This window comes from Nocardioides sp. NPDC057577 (genome assembly GCF_042801335.1).
Classification (GTDB): Bacteria; Actinomycetota; Actinomycetes; order Propionibacteriales; family Nocardioidaceae; genus Nocardioides.
Genome location: NZ_JBHVGB010000142.1, coordinates 1 through 16,496, shown reverse-complemented (window position 1 = coordinate 16,496; position 16,496 = coordinate 1). Strand labels below are relative to the sequence as shown.

Annotated in this window: 16 protein-coding genes; 9 read left to right on the top strand and 7 right to left on the bottom strand. The window is 69.2% G+C overall.

The genetic code is table 11. The features are described 5' to 3' along the window. Positions 1–118: 118 nt before the first annotated feature. Positions 119–1,396: a DUF445 domain-containing protein gene (locus tag ACFU7D_RS22445; protein WP_378726604.1), complete on the bottom strand. Its 1,278-nt coding sequence runs from the start codon at positions 1,394–1,396 to the stop codon at positions 119–121. Between the two features lie 250 nt (positions 1,397–1,646). Between ACFU7D_RS22445 and ACFU7D_RS22440 the strand changes: the two genes are divergently transcribed. The 6 genes from ACFU7D_RS22440 to ACFU7D_RS22415 all read left to right on the top strand — a co-directional run bounded on the left by ACFU7D_RS22440 (position 1,647) and on the right by ACFU7D_RS22415 (position 8,367). After that, positions 1,647–1,946 carry a hypothetical protein gene (locus ACFU7D_RS22440; RefSeq protein ID WP_378726605.1) on the top strand — a complete coding sequence of 100 codons (300 nt, stop codon included), beginning with the start codon at positions 1,647–1,649 and terminating at the stop codon, positions 1,944–1,946. A 100-nt stretch (positions 1,947–2,046) separates the two neighbouring features. Continuing rightward, positions 2,047–2,895 (top strand): nitrilase-related carbon-nitrogen hydrolase, encoded by an 849-nt coding sequence (locus tag ACFU7D_RS22435; protein ID WP_378726607.1) that lies wholly within the window; start codon positions 2,047–2,049, stop codon positions 2,893–2,895. Between the two features lie 9 nt (positions 2,896–2,904). Further along, positions 2,905–4,335, top strand: coding sequence for a dihydropyrimidinase (hydA, locus tag ACFU7D_RS22430; RefSeq protein WP_378871366.1), 1,431 nt, complete (start codon positions 2,905–2,907; stop codon positions 4,333–4,335). 4 nt (positions 4,336–4,339) lie between these two features. Further along, positions 4,340–5,365: a TIGR03842 family LLM class F420-dependent oxidoreductase gene (locus ACFU7D_RS22425; protein ID WP_378871363.1), complete on the top strand. Its 1,026-nt coding sequence runs from the start codon at positions 4,340–4,342 to the stop codon at positions 5,363–5,365. Between the two features lie 162 nt (positions 5,366–5,527). Further along, on the top strand, positions 5,528–6,829 hold the full coding sequence (locus tag ACFU7D_RS22420) for an aspartate aminotransferase family protein (protein ID WP_378871361.1): 1,302 nt from the start codon (positions 5,528–5,530) through the stop codon (positions 6,827–6,829). Positions 6,830–6,852: 23 nt separating this feature from the next. After that, on the top strand, positions 6,853–8,367 hold the full coding sequence (locus ACFU7D_RS22415) for a CoA-acylating methylmalonate-semialdehyde dehydrogenase (RefSeq protein ID WP_378871358.1): 1,515 nt from the start codon (positions 6,853–6,855) through the stop codon (positions 8,365–8,367). Here ACFU7D_RS22415 and ACFU7D_RS22410 read toward each other — a convergent pair. Then, complete coding sequence (locus tag ACFU7D_RS22410; protein ID WP_378871356.1) at positions 8,364–8,558, bottom strand: hypothetical protein; 195 nt, start codon at positions 8,556–8,558, stop codon at positions 8,364–8,366. The two genes, ACFU7D_RS22415 and ACFU7D_RS22410, sit on opposite strands and share 4 nt — an antisense overlap. 77 nt (positions 8,559–8,635) lie before the next feature. Here ACFU7D_RS22410 and ACFU7D_RS22405 point away from each other — a divergent pair, with 77 nt between their 5' ends. Continuing rightward, positions 8,636–9,955 (top strand): FAD-binding protein, encoded by a 1,320-nt coding sequence (locus tag ACFU7D_RS22405; RefSeq protein WP_378871353.1) that lies wholly within the window; start codon positions 8,636–8,638, stop codon positions 9,953–9,955. 85 nt (positions 9,956–10,040) lie between these two features. On the opposite strand, the gene ACFU7D_RS22400 is transcribed toward ACFU7D_RS22405, so the two are convergent. From ACFU7D_RS22400 to ACFU7D_RS22380, 5 genes are all read right to left on the bottom strand, one after another. Further along, on the bottom strand, positions 10,041–10,340 hold the full coding sequence (locus tag ACFU7D_RS22400) for a chorismate mutase (protein WP_141803040.1): 300 nt from the start codon (positions 10,338–10,340) through the stop codon (positions 10,041–10,043). Between the two features lie 43 nt (positions 10,341–10,383). Further along, on the bottom strand, positions 10,384–10,752 hold the full coding sequence (gene trxA / locus ACFU7D_RS22395; RefSeq protein ID WP_091050942.1) for a thioredoxin: 369 nt from the start codon (positions 10,750–10,752) through the stop codon (positions 10,384–10,386). A gap of 105 nt (positions 10,753–10,857) precedes the next feature. Then, a complete protein-coding gene (locus tag ACFU7D_RS22390; protein ID WP_350659602.1) occupies positions 10,858–10,998 on the bottom strand; it encodes a hypothetical protein in 141 nt (46 codons plus the stop codon). A gap of 93 nt (positions 10,999–11,091) precedes the next feature. Continuing rightward, positions 11,092–13,305 (bottom strand): DEAD/DEAH box helicase, encoded by a 2,214-nt coding sequence (locus ACFU7D_RS22385; RefSeq protein WP_378871350.1) that lies wholly within the window; start codon positions 13,303–13,305, stop codon positions 11,092–11,094. A 305-nt stretch (positions 13,306–13,610) separates the two neighbouring features. Continuing rightward, on the bottom strand, positions 13,611–14,372 hold the full coding sequence (locus ACFU7D_RS22380) for an alpha/beta hydrolase family protein (protein WP_378726624.1): 762 nt from the start codon (positions 14,370–14,372) through the stop codon (positions 13,611–13,613). A 113-nt stretch (positions 14,373–14,485) separates the two neighbouring features. On the opposite strand from ACFU7D_RS22380, the gene ACFU7D_RS22375 reads away from it, so the two are divergent. Beyond that, on the top strand, positions 14,486–15,124 hold the full coding sequence (locus tag ACFU7D_RS22375) for a PadR family transcriptional regulator (RefSeq protein ID WP_378871347.1): 639 nt from the start codon (positions 14,486–14,488) through the stop codon (positions 15,122–15,124). A gap of 145 nt (positions 15,125–15,269) precedes the next feature. Continuing rightward, positions 15,270–16,454: an FAD-dependent monooxygenase gene (locus ACFU7D_RS22370; protein WP_378871344.1), complete on the top strand. Its 1,185-nt coding sequence runs from the start codon at positions 15,270–15,272 to the stop codon at positions 16,452–16,454. Positions 16,455–16,496 lie beyond the last annotated feature (42 nt).

Below are 16,496 nucleotides of genomic sequence, written 5' to 3'. Positions count from 1 at the left end.
CGGCCGACCTACCTGACGCCTCGGCCGACCTACCTGACGCCTCGGCCGACCTACCTGACGCCTCGGGCGACCTACCTGACGCCTCGGGCGACGTACGTGACGCCTCGGGCGAGGCGGGTCAGCCGACCAGGACGGCGACGGTGTGGATGATCACGCCGACGAGGCCACCGACGATGGTGCCGTTGATGCGGATGAACTGCAGGTCGCGGCCGACGAAGAGCTCGATGCGGCGGGCGGCCTGCTTGCCGTCCCAGCGCTGGATGGTGTGGGTGATGACGGTGGTCGCCTCGCGGCCGTAGCGCTTGACGACGTAGACGGCCACGTCGGAGGCGAGCGCGTCGTAGCGGCGCTGGAGGGTCTCGTCGAGGACGATCTTCTGGGCGTAGCGGACGACCTCGTCCAGGGCGCGGCGACGGACGACGCCGTCGGGGTCGCGCAGGGACGTGGTGAGCGCACGGCGTAGCGCGTCCCAGATGGAGATGGCTGTGTTGATGACGCCGGGGTGGTCGAGCACCCGCTCCTTGAGGCGCTCGGCGCGCTCCATGGTGGCCTCGTCGTGCTGCAGGTTGTCGGCGAGGTCGGCGAGCATCGTGTCGATCGCCTTGCGGGCGCGATGCTCGGGGTCGTCGCGGATGTCGGCGATCCAGCGGACCAGCTCGACGTGGATGCGGGCGGTCACCGGCTCACGCAGCACCTGCGGCGTCCACCACGGCGCCCGCTCGCCGAGCACCTCGGTGACGATCTCCTCGTTCTCCTCGAGCCAGCCGTGCAGCTCGACCAGCGCCAGGTCGACCAGGCCGTGATGGACGCCGTCGTCCAGGGCCGCCTGCAGGGTGCCGCCGAGCAGCGGCGCGATCTGCTCCTCGCGCAGGCGGGGTACGAAACCGTCCTGGATGATCTCGACGATGTGCCGGTTGCTGATCCGGGACAGTCCGTCGGCGACCACGGTGGAGACCTCGTCGACGACCCGCTTGGCGTTGGGCTCCTCCGAGAGCCACAGCGCAAGCCGCAGCGACGGCATGGCGACGCCGAGCCGCTCGCGGATGGTCTCCTCCTGGAGGAAGTTGTCCTGGACGAACTCCTCCAGGCTGGCCCCGAGCTCGTCCTTCCGCTTCGGGATCAGCGCGGTGTGCGGCACCGGCAGCCCCAGCGGGTGACGGAACAGCGCGGTGACCGCGAACCAGTCGGCCATCGCGCCGACCATGGACGCCTCGGCGCCCGCGTTCACGAACCCCCAGAACCCGTCCAGCCGGAGGGTCAGCAGGTAGACGATGGCGGCCACGACCAGGAGCCCGGTGGCGACGATCCGCATGCGGCGCAGTGCCTGGCGGCGTACGACATCGGCCTCGGTCTCGACCATCAGGCCGCCGATGCCGGCGCCCCCAGGAGAACTCATGGGCTCAATTGTGCCGGGTCGCCCCACGCGAGGCGATCTGCAACACCAGGACCAGCATTTCTATAGGCTACTCACGGGTTGGCCCACAGGTCAGTTACAAAGCACCCAAGGGCGTCACTGTTCCCTTCCCCTGCTCGTTGGAGTGGGCGAGAGTGCCTCGGGGGAGGCACACGTCCCACCGAGGAGATACATGTCGTCGCACAACGCGGACGGTGTGGGGTCGCATCTGTTCGACTCGTCGAGGAGCGCTATGTCGTTGACCACCGCCGCCAAGGTGGAGGTCCTCAGCGTCCTCGTCCGCGCCGGCCGGGAGGCCCGCGCCCCACTCACCCCGCACGACTGCAACACCGTGGTCGAGACCAGCGCCCATCTCGCCGAGATCGCGCCGACCCTCCCTGAGGGCACGGCCGGCGAGCGCGCCCGCGCGACCCGCTCCGCGATGGAGCTGTTCCTCTCCGTCGACTGCCCCCAGCTCGCGCCCGAGCTCCGCGAGGAGCTCGCCAGGGCCGTCGAGCACGTCGTCGTACGTCATCCGGCGACCGCCGCCTAGCACAACAGGGTTTCAACCACCACATCGTCTCGAGCAAAAATGCCGTCGTGACCCCACGGGTCGCGGCGGCGTGCTTGTATGAGAGTCGGGAGGTAGTTGCATGACCATCGTCAGAGCCGCAATCAGCCAGACCACCTGGACCGGGGACAAGGCCTCCATGCTGGACAAGCACGAGGGCTTCGCGCGTGAAGCCGCCGCGCAGGGCGCCCAGGTGATGTGCTTCCAGGAGCTCTTCTACGGGCCCTACTTCGGGATCACCCAGGACAAGAAGTACTACCGCTACGCCGAGCCTGCCGACGGGCCGATCGTGCAGCGCTTCGCGAGCCTGGCCAAGGAGCTGGGCATCGTGATGGTGCTGCCGATCTACGAGGAGGCCGACACCGGGATCTACTACAACACCTCCGTGCTCGTGGACGCCGACGGCACGATCCTGGGCAAGTACCGCAAGAACCACCTCCCCCACGTGGAGAAGTTCTGGGAGAAGTTCTACTTCCGCCCCGGCAACCTCGGCTACCCGGTCTTCGAGTCCGCGGTCGGGAAGGTGGGGATGTACATCTGCTACGACCGCCACTTCCCCGAGGGCTGGCGCGAGCTCGGGCTCAACGGCGCCCACATGGTCTTCAATCCCAACGCCACCAAGCCCGGGCTCTCCAACCGGCTCTGGGAGATCGAGCAGCCCGCCGCCGCGGTCGCCAACGGCTACTTCGTGCTCGCCCCCAACCGGGTCGGCCTGGAGGACAACGAGTACGGCGCCGAGGCGGTCAACTTCTACGGGAAGTCCCAGATCGTCGACCCCCGCGGCAACTACGTGGGCGAGCTCGGCTCGGGCGAGAAGGAGGAGCTGCTCGTACGCGACCTGGACATGACCATGGTCCAGGAGATGCGCGACGACTGGCAGTTCTACCGCGATCGGCGGCCCGATTCGTACGCCGCCATCCCCCGACCCTGAGGAGGGCCCATGACCACGCTCATCACGGGCGGCACGGTCGTCTCCGCGACCGGGCGCACCCAGGCAGATGTGCTCGTCGACGGCGAGAAGATCGTCGCGCTCATCTCCCCCGGCGCCAGTCCCTTCGGCACGATCCAGGCCGATCGAACGATCGACGCGACCGGGAAGTACGTCATCCCCGGCGGTGTCGACGCCCACACCCACATGCAGCTGCCGTTCGGCGGCACCAACGCCTCCGACACCTTCGAGACCGGCACCCGGGCCGCGGCCTGGGGCGGCACCACGACGATCATCGACTTCGCCGTGCAACGCTATGGAGAGCGCGTACAGGACGGGTTGGCGCACTGGCACGAGCTCGCCGCCGGCAACTGCGCGATCGACTACGGGTTCCACCAGATCATCGGCGGGGTCGACGACGACGCGCTCAAGGCGATGGACACGCTCGTGGACGAGGGGATCACCTCCTACAAGCTGTTCATGGCCTACCCCGGTGTCTTCTACTCCGACGACGCGCAGGTGCTGCGGGCGATGCAGAAGGCGACCGACCACGGGCTGCTGACGATGATGCACGCCGAGAACGGGCCGGCGATCGACGTGCTCGCGGCACAGCTGGCCGAGTCGGGAAAGACGTCTCCCTACTACCACGGCATCGCGCGTGCCTGGCAGATGGAGGAGGAGGCCACCCATCGGGCGATCATGCTCGCCGACGTGACCGGAGCTCCGCTCTACGTGGTGCACGTCAGCGCCAAGCAGGCGGTCGCGCAGCTGGCCGCGGCCCGTGATCACGGGAAGAACGTGTTCGGCGAGACCTGCCCGCAGTATCTCTACCTCTCCCTCGAGGACCAGCTCGGCGCGAGGTCGGAGGAGTGGGGCGACTTCGAGGGAGCCAAGTGGGTCTGCTCGACTCCGCTGCGCTCGCGCGAGGAGGGCCACCAGGACGCGATGTGGCAGGCGCTGCGCACCAACGACCTGCAGATGGTCTCCACCGACCACTGCCCCTTCTGCATGAAGGAGCAGAAGGAGCTCGGCAAGGACGACTTCCGGGCCATCCCCAACGGGATCGGGTCGATCGAGCACCGCGTCGACCTGCTCTACCAGGGCGTGGTGACCGGGCAGATCACGCTCGAGCGGTGGGTGGAGCTGATCGCGACCACGCCGGCACGGATGTTCGGGCTCTACGGCCGCAAGGGCGTCATCGCACCGGGAGCCGACGCCGACATCGTCGTCTACGACCCTGCCGGACACACCTCGATCGGTATCGGCGAGGGCAGGACCCACCACATGAACATGGACCACTCCGCCTGGGAGGGCTACGAGATCGACGGGCACGTCGACGTGGTGCTCTCCCGAGGGTCCGTCGTCGTCGCCGACGGCGAGTTCAAGGGCACCAAGGGCCACGGCAGCTACCTCAAGCGCGACCTGTCGCAGTATCTGGTCTGACGTCATGGACTTCGGTGTCGTCCTCCAGACCAACCCGCCCGCCTGGCGGGTCGTCTCCTTGGCGAAGCAGGCCGAGGCGTACGGCTTCGACCACGTGTGGACCTTCGACAGCCATCTGCTGTGGATGGAGCCGTACGTCATCTACAGCCAGATCCTCGCCGAGACCCGCACGATCAAGGTCGGTCCGTTCGTGACCAACCCGGCGACCCGCGACTGGACGGTGACCGCGTCGGTCTTCGCGACGCTGAACGAGATGTACGGCAACCGCACCGTGTGCGGGATGGGTCGCGGCGACTCGGCGGTGCGGGTGCTCAACGGGAAGCCGTCGACGATCAAGGAGATGCGCGAGGCGACCCGGGTGATCCGCGAGCTCGCCAACCGGCGTCCGGTCGAGATCAACGGCACCACGCTGCAGTTCCCGTGGGCCAAACGCTCCGAGCTGGAGGTGTGGATCGCCGCCTACGGCCCGCTCGCGCTGAAAGCCGCCGGCGAGGTCGGCGACGGGTTCATCCTGCAGCTGGCCGACCCCGACATCACCGAGTGGATGATCGGAGCTGTCAAGAAGGCGGCCTCCGACGCCGGCCGCGACCCCGAGTCGCTGACCTTCTGCGTGGCCGCGCCTGCGTACGTCACCGACGGGTCGCCCGAGGCGCTGGATCATGCCCGCGAGCAGTGCCGCTGGTTCGGCGGGATGGTGGGCAACCACGTCGCCGACATCGTGTCGAAGTACGGCAGCGGTGCCGTCCCGCAGGCGCTCACCGACTACATCAAGGGCCGCGAGGGCTACGACTACAACGAGCACGGGCGGGCCGGCAACACCCACACCCAGTTCGTGCCCGACGAGATCGTCGACCGGTTCTGCATCCTCGGGTCGGTCGAGGAGCAGGTCGCCAAGCTCGAGCAGCTCGAGAGCCTCGGCGTCGACCAGTTCGCCGTCTACCTGCAGCACGACGCCATGGACCAGACCCTGGCGGCGTACGGCGATCTGGTGATGCCCCGGGTCAACCGACCGGTGACCACGAAAGCCTGAGCGCGCGATTTCGTTGCTTGTGGCGTGAGAATGTAACGAAAACGTAGGCCTTGTCCTGATATACCGTCGTAATCAGTATCCAGGATCGGCGGCGACTCCGCTGCTCCCGGCGTAGAGTGAGAAACGAGATCCGTGTCCATCCACGCACCCCAGGGGACAGCCTTGACCAGCGCCAGCGACGCCCGTGCCTACGACCTCGACCGAGCCCACGTCTTCCACTCCTGGTCCGCCCAGGGGTCGCTGAAACCGCTCGTCATCGCCGGCGGGCAGGGCTCGCGGGTGTGGGACGACTCCGGACACACCTACCTGGACTTCTCCTCGCAGCTGGTCAACACCAACATCGGCCACCAGCACCCCCGGGTGGTGGAGGCGATCAAGAAGCAGGCCGAGACGCTGACCACGATCGCGCCGACGACGGCCAACCTGACTCGTGGCGAGGCCGCCGAGCGGATCACCGACATCGCGCCGGTGGGCTTCAACAAGGTCTTCTTCACCAACGCCGGCGCCGACGCGGTCGAGAACGCGATCCGGATGGCGCGCATCCACACCGGCCGCGACAAGGTGCTCTCGACCTACCGCTCCTACCACGGCAACACCGGCGCGGCGATCGTCGCGACCGGCGACTGGCGACGGATCCCGAACGAGTACGCCCGCGGCCACGTCCACTTCTTCGGCCCCTACCTCTACCGCTCGGAGTTCTGGGCGACCACGCCGGAGCAGGAGTCCGAACGCGCCCTGCACCATCTGCGAAGGGTGATCGAGTCCGAGGGGCCCGCGTCGATCGCGGCGATCCTCCTCGAGACCATCCCCGGCACCGCCGGGATCATGATCCCGCCGCCGGGCTACCTTCCCGGGGTCAGGGCGCTGGCCGACGAGTTCGGGATCATGCTCGTCCTCGACGAGGTCATGGCCGGCTTCGGCCGCACCGGCGAGTGGCTCGCCCTGGACGCCTACGACGTCGTCCCCGACCTGATCACCTTCGCCAAGGGGGTCAACTCGGGTTACGTACCCGCCGGCGGGGTGATCATCTCCGACCCGGTCGCGGCGACCTTCGACGACCAGGTCTTCCCCGGCGGGCTCACCTACTCCGGCCACCCGCTCGCGATGGCGTCGATCGTGGCGACCATCGAGGCGATGAACGAGGAGGGCATCGTCGACAACGCCGCGACCATCGGCACCGACCACATCGCCCCCGGTCTCGCGGCGCTGGCCGAGAAGCACGACGTGATCGGGGAGGTGCGCGGCACCGGGGTCTTCTGGGCCCTCGAGCTCGTCACCGACCGCGGGACGCGCGAGCCTCTCCCGGCCGCGACGATGGGCCGGATCAAGTCCGACCTCATCGCCCGCAACCTGATCCCGTTCACCATGGAGAACCGCATCCACGTGGTGCCCCCGTGCGTCGTCACGCCCGACGAGGTCGCCGAGGCGATCTCGATCTACGACGACGTGCTCGGCTCCCTGTAAGCAGCTCAGTAAGGACGCATGACATGACCGACCTCCCCATCCTCGACCACTGGATCGGCGGGGCCACCAACCCCGGCACCGGCACCCGTCTCGGCGACGTCTACAACCCCGCCCTCGGCACCGTCCAGAAACGCGTACGTTTCGCCGCGGCTGCCGACGTCGACACCGCCGTCTCCGCGGCCAAGAAGGCGTTCGAGGAGTGGAGCGAGACCTCGCTGACGCGGCGTACGGCAGTGCTCTTCAAGTTTCGCGAGCTGCTCAACGCCCGCAAGGGCGAGCTCGCCGAGATCCTGACCTCCGAGCACGGCAAGGTGCTCTCCGACGCCGCCGGCGAGATCGCCCGCGGCCTCGAGGTCGTCGAGTTCGCCTGCGGGCTCTCCCACCTGCTCAAGGGCACGGTCTCCGAGCAGGTCTCCTCGGGCGTGGACGTGACCACCCTCAAGCAGCCGCTCGGCGTGGTGGGCATCATCAGCCCGTTCAACTTTCCCGCCATGGTGCCGATGTGGTTCTTCCCGATCGCGATCGCGGCCGGCAACGCGGTCGTGGTCAAGCCCTCGGAGAAGGACCCGACCGCGTCCAACTGGATCGCGGAGCTGTGGTCCGAGGCAGGGCTGCCCGACGGGGTCTACAACGTCGTGCACGGCGACAAGGAGGCGGTCGACGCGCTCCTCGACAACCTCGACGTCGCCTCGATCTCCTTCGTCGGCTCCACCCCGATCGCCCGCTACGTCTACGAGCGCGGCACCGCCGCCGGTAAGCGGGTCCAGGCGCTCGGCGGCGCCAAGAACCACATGCTCGTGCTGCCCGACGCCGACCTCGACCTGGTCGCCGACTCGGCGGTCAACGCGGGCTTCGGGTCGGCCGGCGAGCGGTGCATGGCGATCTCCGTCGTGCTCGCGGTCGACTCGGTGGCCGACAGCCTGGTCTCGAAGATCACCTCGCGGATGGCCACGCTCAAGACCGGCGACGGCACCCGGGAGACCGACATGGGACCGCTCATCACCGGCGCCCACCGCGACAAGGTGGCTGCGTACGTCGACGTGGCTGCCACCGACGGGGCCGAGGTCGTCGTCGACGGTCGCGCTGCACTGGACGCTGAGGGCTCGGTGGACGGCGACCCCAACGGTTTCTGGATCCTGCCAACCCTGATCGACCGGGTGCCGACCACGTCGACCGTCTACACCGAGGAGATCTTCGGCCCGGTGCTCTCGGTCGTCCGCGTCTCCGGATACGAGGAGGGCCTAGAGCTGATCAACTCCGGCCAGTTCGGCAACGGCACCGCGATCTTCACCAACGACGGCGGCGCCGCCCGGCGGTTCCAGCGTGAGGTGCAGGTCGGGATGGTCGGCGTGAACGTACCGATCCCGGTGCCGGTGGCCTACCACTCCTTCGGCGGCTGGAAGGCGTCGCTGTTCGGGAACGCGAAGGCGTACGGCCCCGCGGGGCTGGACTTCTTCACCCGGGAGAAGGCGGTCACCACCCGGTGGCTCGACCCCTCGCACGGCGGGATCAACCTGGGGTTCCCGCAGAACTCCTAGCCCCAGTAGTCGTAGCCATCCTCAGGGCTGCCTGCGTCGAGCTTCTGCTCGGCGTAGTCGGCCTCGTCGACGTCGTCCGGCGTCGAGGTCACGGTCTCCTCTGCGTCCAGCGGCGCCTCGTCGTCGATGGTCTCCTCCACGACGTCGGTCGCCTGCTCCTCGATGTCTGCCTCTGCTGCGTTCTCGGTCATCCGTCCTCCCGGGTCGGCGTGCTCGCAGTCCAGTAGACCACCGGCCACAAGCGCCTGTCATCGCTACGATCCGTCCTATGCGCCCTGCCTCCGAGGCCTGCGGATCGACGTGGGCTCGCAGCTATGACTACACCGCGCGCGAGCTCGTGCGGCCACGTTCCGTGGAGGACGTACGCGACCTCGTGCGGCGCGAGCCACGGCTGCGCGCGCTGGGGTCTCGACACTCCTTCACCGATCTCGCGGACACACCGGGGGTGCTGGTGTCGCTCGACGGCCTGGAGGAGTCACCGAGCTTGGTCGGCGATGTGGTCCGGGTGCCCGGCGGGATGCGCTACGGCGAGCTCGCCGCCTGGCTGCAGGACCACGGGCGCGCGCTGCCCAACCTCGCCTCGCTCCCCCACATCTCGGTCGCCGGCGCGGTCGCGACCGGCACTCATGGCTCCGGGGTCGGCAACGGCTCGCTGGCCACCTCCGTGACCGCGTTGGAGATCGTCGACGGCCGCGGCGACCTGGTACGCCTCTCGGCCGGGGAACCCGATTTCCCCGGGGCCGTGGTCGGCGTCGGCGCCCTGGGGATCGTGACCCATCTCGAGCTGCTGACCTCGCCGACCTACCAGGTCACTCAGACGGTCCACGAGGGGCTCGCCTACGCTGACCTGCGAGAACACCTCACCGAGATCCTCGGCGCGGCCTACTCGGTGTCGATCTTCACCCGGTGGGCCAATGAGCCCGAGACGACCGGAGCGAGGTCGAGCGGCGAGCTTGCTCGTCCGCTCGCGCCGAGCGAGGGAGTAACCGCGCGCAGCGCGGACGGGTCCGTCGCCCGGGTCTGGGCGAAGTCGCGCTCGACGACGCCGGAGATCCCCGGGACCGTGCTCGCGACCCGGCCCCACCATGTCATTCCGGGCCTCGACCCGGCCCCGTGCACCGAACAGCTCGGCGTGCCCGGACCGTGGCACGAGCGGTTGCCCCACTTCCGGCTCGACTTCCAGCCGAGCGTCGGCGCTGAGCTGCAAAGCGAATACCTGGTGCCGCTCGATCGCGCGCAGGAGGCGGTCGATGCCGTCCGGTCGCTCGCCGACCGGGTCCGGCCACTCCTGGAGGTGAGCGAGATCCGCGCGGTCGCCGCCGATGAGCTGTGGCTCTCCCCCGCCTATGGCGCCGACACGGTGGCGCTGCACTTCACCTGGAAGGCCGACCCCGCCGGCGTACGCGAGCTCCTGCCGGACCTGGAGGAACGGCTCCCGGCCGGCACCCGGCCGCACTGGGGCAAGCTCTTCGCCACCGAGGACCCCGGCGCCGAGTTCCCCCGCTGGGACGACTTCCGGGACCTGGTACACCGCTTCGACCCCGACCGCCGGTTCTGGAACGCCTGGCTGGATCGGGTGCTTGGCTGAGATTTCGGGGTAGTCCGGTAGCGAACTGTCTATTACTGGCCAGTAAATGGGCAGTTCGCTACCGGACTACCCCGACCCGGCGACGTCAGTCCTCGACGAACTGGCGGTGGTTGCGGATCACCTCGGCGATGATTACGTTGAGGATCTTCTCGGCGAACTCGGGGTCGAGACCGGCGTCGTCGGAGAGCCGACGGAGTCGCTCGATCTGGACCGCCTCGCGGCTGGGGTCGGCCGGCGGGAACCCCGCGCGCGCCTTCAGCCGGCCGACCTGCTCGGTGCACTTGAAGCGCTCGGCGAGAAGGTGGACAAGGGCGGCGTCGAGGTTGTCGATGCTGCCGCGCAGGCGGAGGAGCTCGTCGTGGGCTGCGCTGTCGGGTTCGGTCACAGCGCTATCAAACCTGATGCCAGCCCCGGAGCACGGACGAGTCTTACTCGCCGGACTCCTTCGAGGACTGCTCCGCAAGCGCCTTGTCGATGTCGAGGTCGACGACGGCGTCGATGACCTGCTTGAGCGCGGGCGCGGGGAGCGCACCGGGCTGGGAGAAGACGAGGTTGCCCTTCTTGAAGGCCATCAGCGTCGGGATCGAGGTGATGTTGGCGGCACCGGCGAGCGCCTGCTCGGCCTCGGTGTCGACCTTTCCGAAGACGATCTCGGGGTGCTCCGCGGAGGCGGCGTCGTAGACGGGCGCGAACTGGCGGCACGGGCCGCACCAGGACGCCCAGAAGTCGACGAGGACGATCTCGTTGTCGGTGACGGTGCTCTCGAAGTTCTCTGCGCCGAGCTCGACGGTGGGCATGGGGCTCTCACTTCCGGTATGGGTGGCTGCGCGCCGGATCGGCGGGCACGTACGTCTCAACGCACGTGCACCACCGAGGATTCCCCGTGCGGATACCTCCTCGGGTCAGGGAAGGCGCTTGGCCTTCGGCCCGATCTGCCGCTCGATGCGGCTGCGTGGCTGCCCGGTCAGCTTGGCGACGATCGGAACCCGGAACACGTATCCACCGACAGCCGCTGCGATGACCAGCAAGATAATCCAGAACATGTGATCCAGCGTACGCCGCACCACCCAGGCCCCACCTCAGGATTGTCCCTGAGATGAGGCCCGGATGAGGCCCGGATGAGTCCCGGGTCGGCGTCAGGCGGCGCGCCGGCCGCGGCGGCCGGACTCGCGCTTGCGGAGGGCGTCGGTGAGCAGCGAGACCAGGGCCTCGAGCTGCACGTCGGCGGAGTCGGTGACCTCCTCGTCGGAGCCGTCCAGAGCACGTGCCGCGAGGCCGGCCTTGGAGTCGATCAGCTCGGCGATCCGGGTGTCGATGGTCTGGCTCGCGATGATGCGCCACGCCGTGACCGGCTCGGTCTGGCCGATCCGGTGGACGCGGTCGATCGCCTGGGTCTGCTCGGCGTCGGTCCAAGACAGCTCGGCCAGGATCAGGTTGGAGGCGGCCTGCAGGTTGACGCCGACACCGGCGGCGGTGAGCGAGCAGACGATGATCTTGACCTCGGGGTCGTTCATGAACTCGTCGATCGCCTTCTCGCGCGCCTTCGAGGTCTGGTCGCCGCGGATCGTGGAGTAGCGGATGCCGCGCTCCTCGAAGAGCTTCTGCGCGGTGTCCATCACTTCGATGTGCTTGGCGAAGAAGACGACCTTGCCGACGTTGCGGGCCAGCTGGGCGGCGTAGTCGGCGGCCAGCGAGGCCTTCGCCCGACCGATGCGGCGCATCATGCCGAAGACGTTCTCGCCGGTGGAGGCGTCCTGGTCCTCGCGCTCCCAGGTGGCGACGCGGCGGATCAGCTCGAGGTCGAGCTCGCCGGGGGCCGGCTTGGCACCGGTCACCCGGGTCTCGATCGCGGTGTCGTAACGCTGCATCATCCGCTTGGCCAGCTCGGCCTCGGCGGCCCGGATCGAGCGGCCCTCGGCGTCGTCCAGCTCGACCGGAAGGTCTGCGATGCGGCGCGCCGGGATGTCGCTGGCGACGTCGATCTTGCGACGACGCACGATGCCCTGGTTGACCACGACCCGGCGAGCCGCTCCGTAGAACGAGTTGTCCTGCGGGGTCAGCCCGGTCTCCTCGAGCCCCTCGAGCAGTCCGTTGAGCGGCTTGACGTCGTCGATCCAGCCGAGGAACTGCCAGATCGCCCGGAAGTCCTCGATGTCGTTGATCAGCGGGGTGCCGGTCAGCGCCATCAACAGCGGGTTGGCCGTACGCTGCCGGATCTTCTCCGAGAGGGCCAGCACGTGCTGGGAGCGCTGGGAGGACTTGTTCTTGATGAAGTGGGCCTCGTCGACGACCATGCCCTTGAAGCCGAACTCGCCGAGCCATCCGACGTGACGGTCGAGGATCTCGTAGTTGACCACGACGATGTCGGCGAAGCCGTCGATGTCCTCGCCGTTGCCGTGCACGACGGTGGCCTTCTTGGACGGCGTCCAGAGGTCGACCTCGCGCGCCCAGTTGGCCTTGACGACGTTGGGCACGACCACGAGCAGGGGGTAGGCATTGGCTGCCTCGGCGGCGAGCAGGGCCTGCGCGGTCTTGCCGAGGCCGGGCTCGTCGGCCAGCAGGTAGGAGCGGTGGCCCTCGGCCGCCGAGGCGACCAGCTGAGCCTGGTGGTGCATGAGCTCGCGGGTGCCGGGCGCGTCGATGTGGCCGGGGCCGTAGGCCGGCGGCTCGGGCAGCGGCATGCAGGACGGCCCGGAGTCGGCGTACTCGAAGCTTCGGAACAGCGGCCCGAGGAGCTCCCAGCCGGACAGACGGCGGGCGTGCACAGGCGGGCGGGCGTTGGTGAAGTCGGGCACCAGGAACGGGTTGGAGAGCTGGCGCTGGACGACGCTCGCCGGGACCACGCGCTTGTCGGGGACGGCGACGGCGGGGGTCTCGTCCTCGTCCTCCTCCAGGTCCTCGTCCTCGGGGACATCGACGCCACCACGGGCCATCAGCTCGTGCTTGAGCTCGACAGCGGCGTCGGAGACCTCGGCACCCTCGGCGAGGAGCTCGAAGAGGCGCGAGTCCATGGTCGCGGTCTTGGCGAGGATCGTGGCGATCCCGTCCAGACGCTTGAGCTGCTCGGCGCGGCGGCCCTCGTTGAGGGTCTCGTCCTCGAGCACGCGGTGGCGCTCGTCTCGGGCGAGGAGCGCGACGACCTGGAACTTGGTCCGTACGTCGGGCATGGCCGAGCGGCGCTGCACCGCCGACTCCACCTCGCGGACGACCTGCGCGAGCACCGGAATGATGCCCTCGTTGTCCTTGTGGACGCCCTTGCGGCGACCGTTCTGCCCGGACTTGCCGGCACTGCCGTTGCTACGCGAACGGCCGGACCGGTTGTTGCGCCGGGTAGCGGCTCCCTGAGCCAACTGAATCCTCCTTGGGGCCACGCACGGGTGAGTGGCATGTCCAAATGCCGACCCTCATCGGCCGGTCGCCCTCCCAGGGCTCACGCAGATCGATGGCTGACGACTGACGACCGCGTCCAAACAGCGGATACGCGCGATCGGCGCCTCATCGACCGGGCCAGTGACCCGTTCGGTCCCCACGACGAACGTCCACGAGCCGGGCGCTTGCAGCGAGTGTAACCCCACCCACACCTGTTAGTGGAAGTCTCGTTCCGCGTTTTCTGTCAATTGATCAAACACGGGCGTCAGGAGGCAGGCGCGACGGCTCAGTCGGCCAGGTACTGATCGGCCCACGCGGAGATGATCCGGGCGGCGCGCTGGGCCTGACCCCGCTTCGTGAGGAGGTGGTCGGAGCCCTCCAGCGACACGAAGGACCGCGGGTGGCGGGCGGTGTTGAAGATGTCGGAGGCGTTCTCGATGCCGACCGTGGTGTCGGTGGGGCTGTGCATGACCAGGAGCGGCTTCTTGAGCTGCATGATCTTCTGGCGCAGGTCGGCGCGGCGTACGTCGTCGACGAAGGCCTTGCGCAGGGTCAGCGACTTGCCGCCGGCCATCCACGGGGACTCGCCGTCCTCCAGCACCCGGGAGAGCACCGCGTCGTAGTTGTGCTCCACGTGGGCGGGCTGGAACGGGGCACCGACGGTCGCCACGGCGTCGACCCCGACCGCGTCATGCGCAGCGGCCAGGACCGCCGCGCCGCCGAAGGAGTGACCGACGAGCAGCTCGGCCGTGGTGCCGCGCTCGGCCATGAACTTGGTGGCCTCGACCGTGTCGGCGACCTTGTGGGTGAACGAGCCGTCACCCCAGTCGCCCTCGGAGCCGCCGAGACCGAGGTTGTCGAAGCGCAGCATCCCGATGCCTTCGGCTGCGAGCTGCTTGCAGATCCGCGCGGCCGCCGGCGACTCCTTGCCGAGGGTGAAGCCGTGGCTGAAGACCCCCCAGCCGCGCACCTCGCCCTCCGGGAGGTCGATCAGGCCGGCCAGCTTCGGCCCGGACGTGCTCTTGAACCACACCTTTTCTGTTGCCACGTGCCACATCGTCGCGTGCCGGGGCGCTACGTGCGAGTAGGCCGTGCTGAATTTGTCTGGACGCCGGCATGGTCGTGACCGTATATTCGTCTACGAATATACGGAGGTGAGTGATGGCACGGCGCAAGGTGAGCAACCTGACCGGGCTCGCGGTGCTCGGCACCGTGGTGCAACGACCGATGCACCGCTACGAGATCGCCTCGCTCATGCGCGCCCGCGGCAAGGGCGACGACGTCGATATCAAGTGGAGCTCGCTCTACACGGTCGTGGCGAGCCTGGAGAAGCACGGGTTGCTCGAGGTCGCCGGCACCGACCGCCAGGGCGCGCGCCCGGAGCGCACGATCTACCGCATCACCGAGGCGGGGCGTGCGGAGCTGGTGGAGTGGACCCGCGAGCTGCTCACCACCCCCGTGAGCGAGCAGTCCGGCTTCGTCGCCGGCCTCTCGATGATGGTCGCGCTCTCCCCCGACCAGGTCGCCGACGCGCTGCGCGACCGGCTGACCGCGCTGGAGCAGATGGTGCGCGAGCTGCGGGCGGCGTACGAGGAGGCGGAGGTCCCGCGCCTCTTCCTGGTCGAGATGGAGTACGCGATCGCGATGCGCGAGGCCGAGGCCGCCTGGGTCCGCACGCTGCAGGCCGACCTCGCCTCGGGCACCTACCCGCTCGTCGAGGAGTGGCGCGAGTGGCACCGCAGCGGTGCGATGCCGGAGGAGCTCGCCGACCTCGCGGAGCGGGGTGCCGAGCAGGACTGAGACCAAGAACGACCTGGCGGCGGTGCGGCAACACCGCCACCAGGCCCACCTAAGAGAACCGGCACCGCGGCAACGGCGACACGGCTCGGATGGCACTGAGCAGACTATCCGCCCGACGCCGCGGTCCTCACCAAGGAGAAGAACCGTGGCATCCATCTCATCTGCACTCGTGATCGGCGGCGGCGTCGCCGGTCCCGTGACCGCGGCCGCGCTGGCGAAGGCCGGCATCGAGGCGACCGTCTACGAGGCCTACCCCGAGCCCACCGAGGGCATCGGTGGCCTGCTCGCGCTCGAGCCGAACGGCGTCGTCGCCCTCGACACCATCGGCGCCGCCGCCGGCGTGCTCGAGGCCGGCATCCCGATCACCCGCTCCCGGATGGCGATCGGCGGCCGTACGTTCGACCTGACCGCCTCGCCGGCCGGGTTGCCGGCGCGGCAGGCGATCGAGCGCGCCGACCTGCACCGCGTCCTGCGCGAGCAGGCGGTCGCGGCGGGCGTACGTCTCGAGTACGGGCGGCGGCTCGTCTCGGTCTCCGAGGAGACCGACGGCGTGGTGGCGCACTTCGACGACGGGTCCTCGGCACGCGGTGACGTGCTCGTCGGCGCCGACGGGGTGCGCTCGACCGTGCGTACGCTCATCGACCCGGGCGCGCCCGGCGCGGGCTACACCGGGCTGCTCGGCTTCGGCGGGTACGCCGACGTCGACCTCGATGTCGAGCCGGGGACGATGACCTTCGCGTTCGGGCGGCGCGCCTACTACCTCTACTGGCGCCACGGCGACGGCCGGGTGGCGTGGGGCGCCAACCTGCCCTCGCCCTACCTCAGCCTCACCGAGGCCCGCCGGACAGCGCCCGAGGAGTGGTTGCGCACGCTCCGCGAGGTGTACGCCGACGACGACCCCGGTGCCCTCCTGGCCGCCTCGACGTCGGCCGAGTCGCTGCAGGTGGTCGGGGCGCTGCACATCATGCCGCCGGTGCCGCACTGGCACCGCGGCCGGATGGTGCTGGTGGGCGACGCGGTGCACGCACCGTCGAACAGCACCGGCCAGGGCGCCTCGCTCGCGATCGAGAGCGGAATCCAGCTGGCTCGCTGCCTGCGCGACCTGCCGTCGATCGAGGCGGCGTTCGCCGCGTACGAGGGTCTGCGGCGTACGCGGGTGGAGAAGATCGCGGCGCGCGGGGCGAAGATCAACCACACGAAGGCGCCCGGTCCGCTCGCTCGGCGGGTGATGCCGCTGGTGCTGCCGCTCGTCTTCCGGGCCCCGGCGGTGGCTCGCGTTGCCGAGGAGGAGCAGCGCTACGCGATCGACTGGGACGCGAAGGTCGCCTGACGCGGGTGGTCGGAGTCTGTCGAGACCGCCCGGTCTCGACAG

What these genes read in the sequence shown, in the direction of transcription:
- trxA (WP_091050942.1), bottom strand. Translation starts at nt 10,752, where the DNA reads ATGCCCACCGTCGAGCTCGGCGCAGAGAACTTCGAGAGCACCGTCACC.
- ACFU7D_RS22375 (WP_378871347.1), top strand. Translation starts at nt 14,486, where the DNA reads ATGGCACGGCGCAAGGTGAGCAACCTGACCGGGCTCGCGGTGCTCGGC.
- ACFU7D_RS22445 (WP_378726604.1), bottom strand. Translation starts at nt 1,396, where the DNA reads ATGAGTTCTCCTGGGGGCGCCGGCATCGGCGGCCTGATGGTCGAGACC.
- ACFU7D_RS22435 (WP_378726607.1), top strand. Translation starts at nt 2,047, where the DNA reads ATGACCATCGTCAGAGCCGCAATCAGCCAGACCACCTGGACCGGGGAC.
- ACFU7D_RS22425 (WP_378871363.1), top strand. Translation starts at nt 4,340, where the DNA reads ATGGACTTCGGTGTCGTCCTCCAGACCAACCCGCCCGCCTGGCGGGTC.
- hydA (WP_378871366.1), top strand. Translation starts at nt 2,905, where the DNA reads ATGACCACGCTCATCACGGGCGGCACGGTCGTCTCCGCGACCGGGCGC.
- ACFU7D_RS22410 (WP_378871356.1), bottom strand. Translation starts at nt 8,558, where the DNA reads ATGACCGAGAACGCAGCAGAGGCAGACATCGAGGAGCAGGCGACCGAC.
- ACFU7D_RS22405 (WP_378871353.1), top strand. Translation starts at nt 8,636, where the DNA reads ATGCGCCCTGCCTCCGAGGCCTGCGGATCGACGTGGGCTCGCAGCTAT.
- ACFU7D_RS22415 (WP_378871358.1), top strand. Translation starts at nt 6,853, where the DNA reads ATGACCGACCTCCCCATCCTCGACCACTGGATCGGCGGGGCCACCAAC.
- ACFU7D_RS22390 (WP_350659602.1), bottom strand. Translation starts at nt 10,998, where the DNA reads ATGTTCTGGATTATCTTGCTGGTCATCGCAGCGGCTGTCGGTGGATAC.
- ACFU7D_RS22440 (WP_378726605.1), top strand. Translation starts at nt 1,647, where the DNA reads ATGTCGTTGACCACCGCCGCCAAGGTGGAGGTCCTCAGCGTCCTCGTC.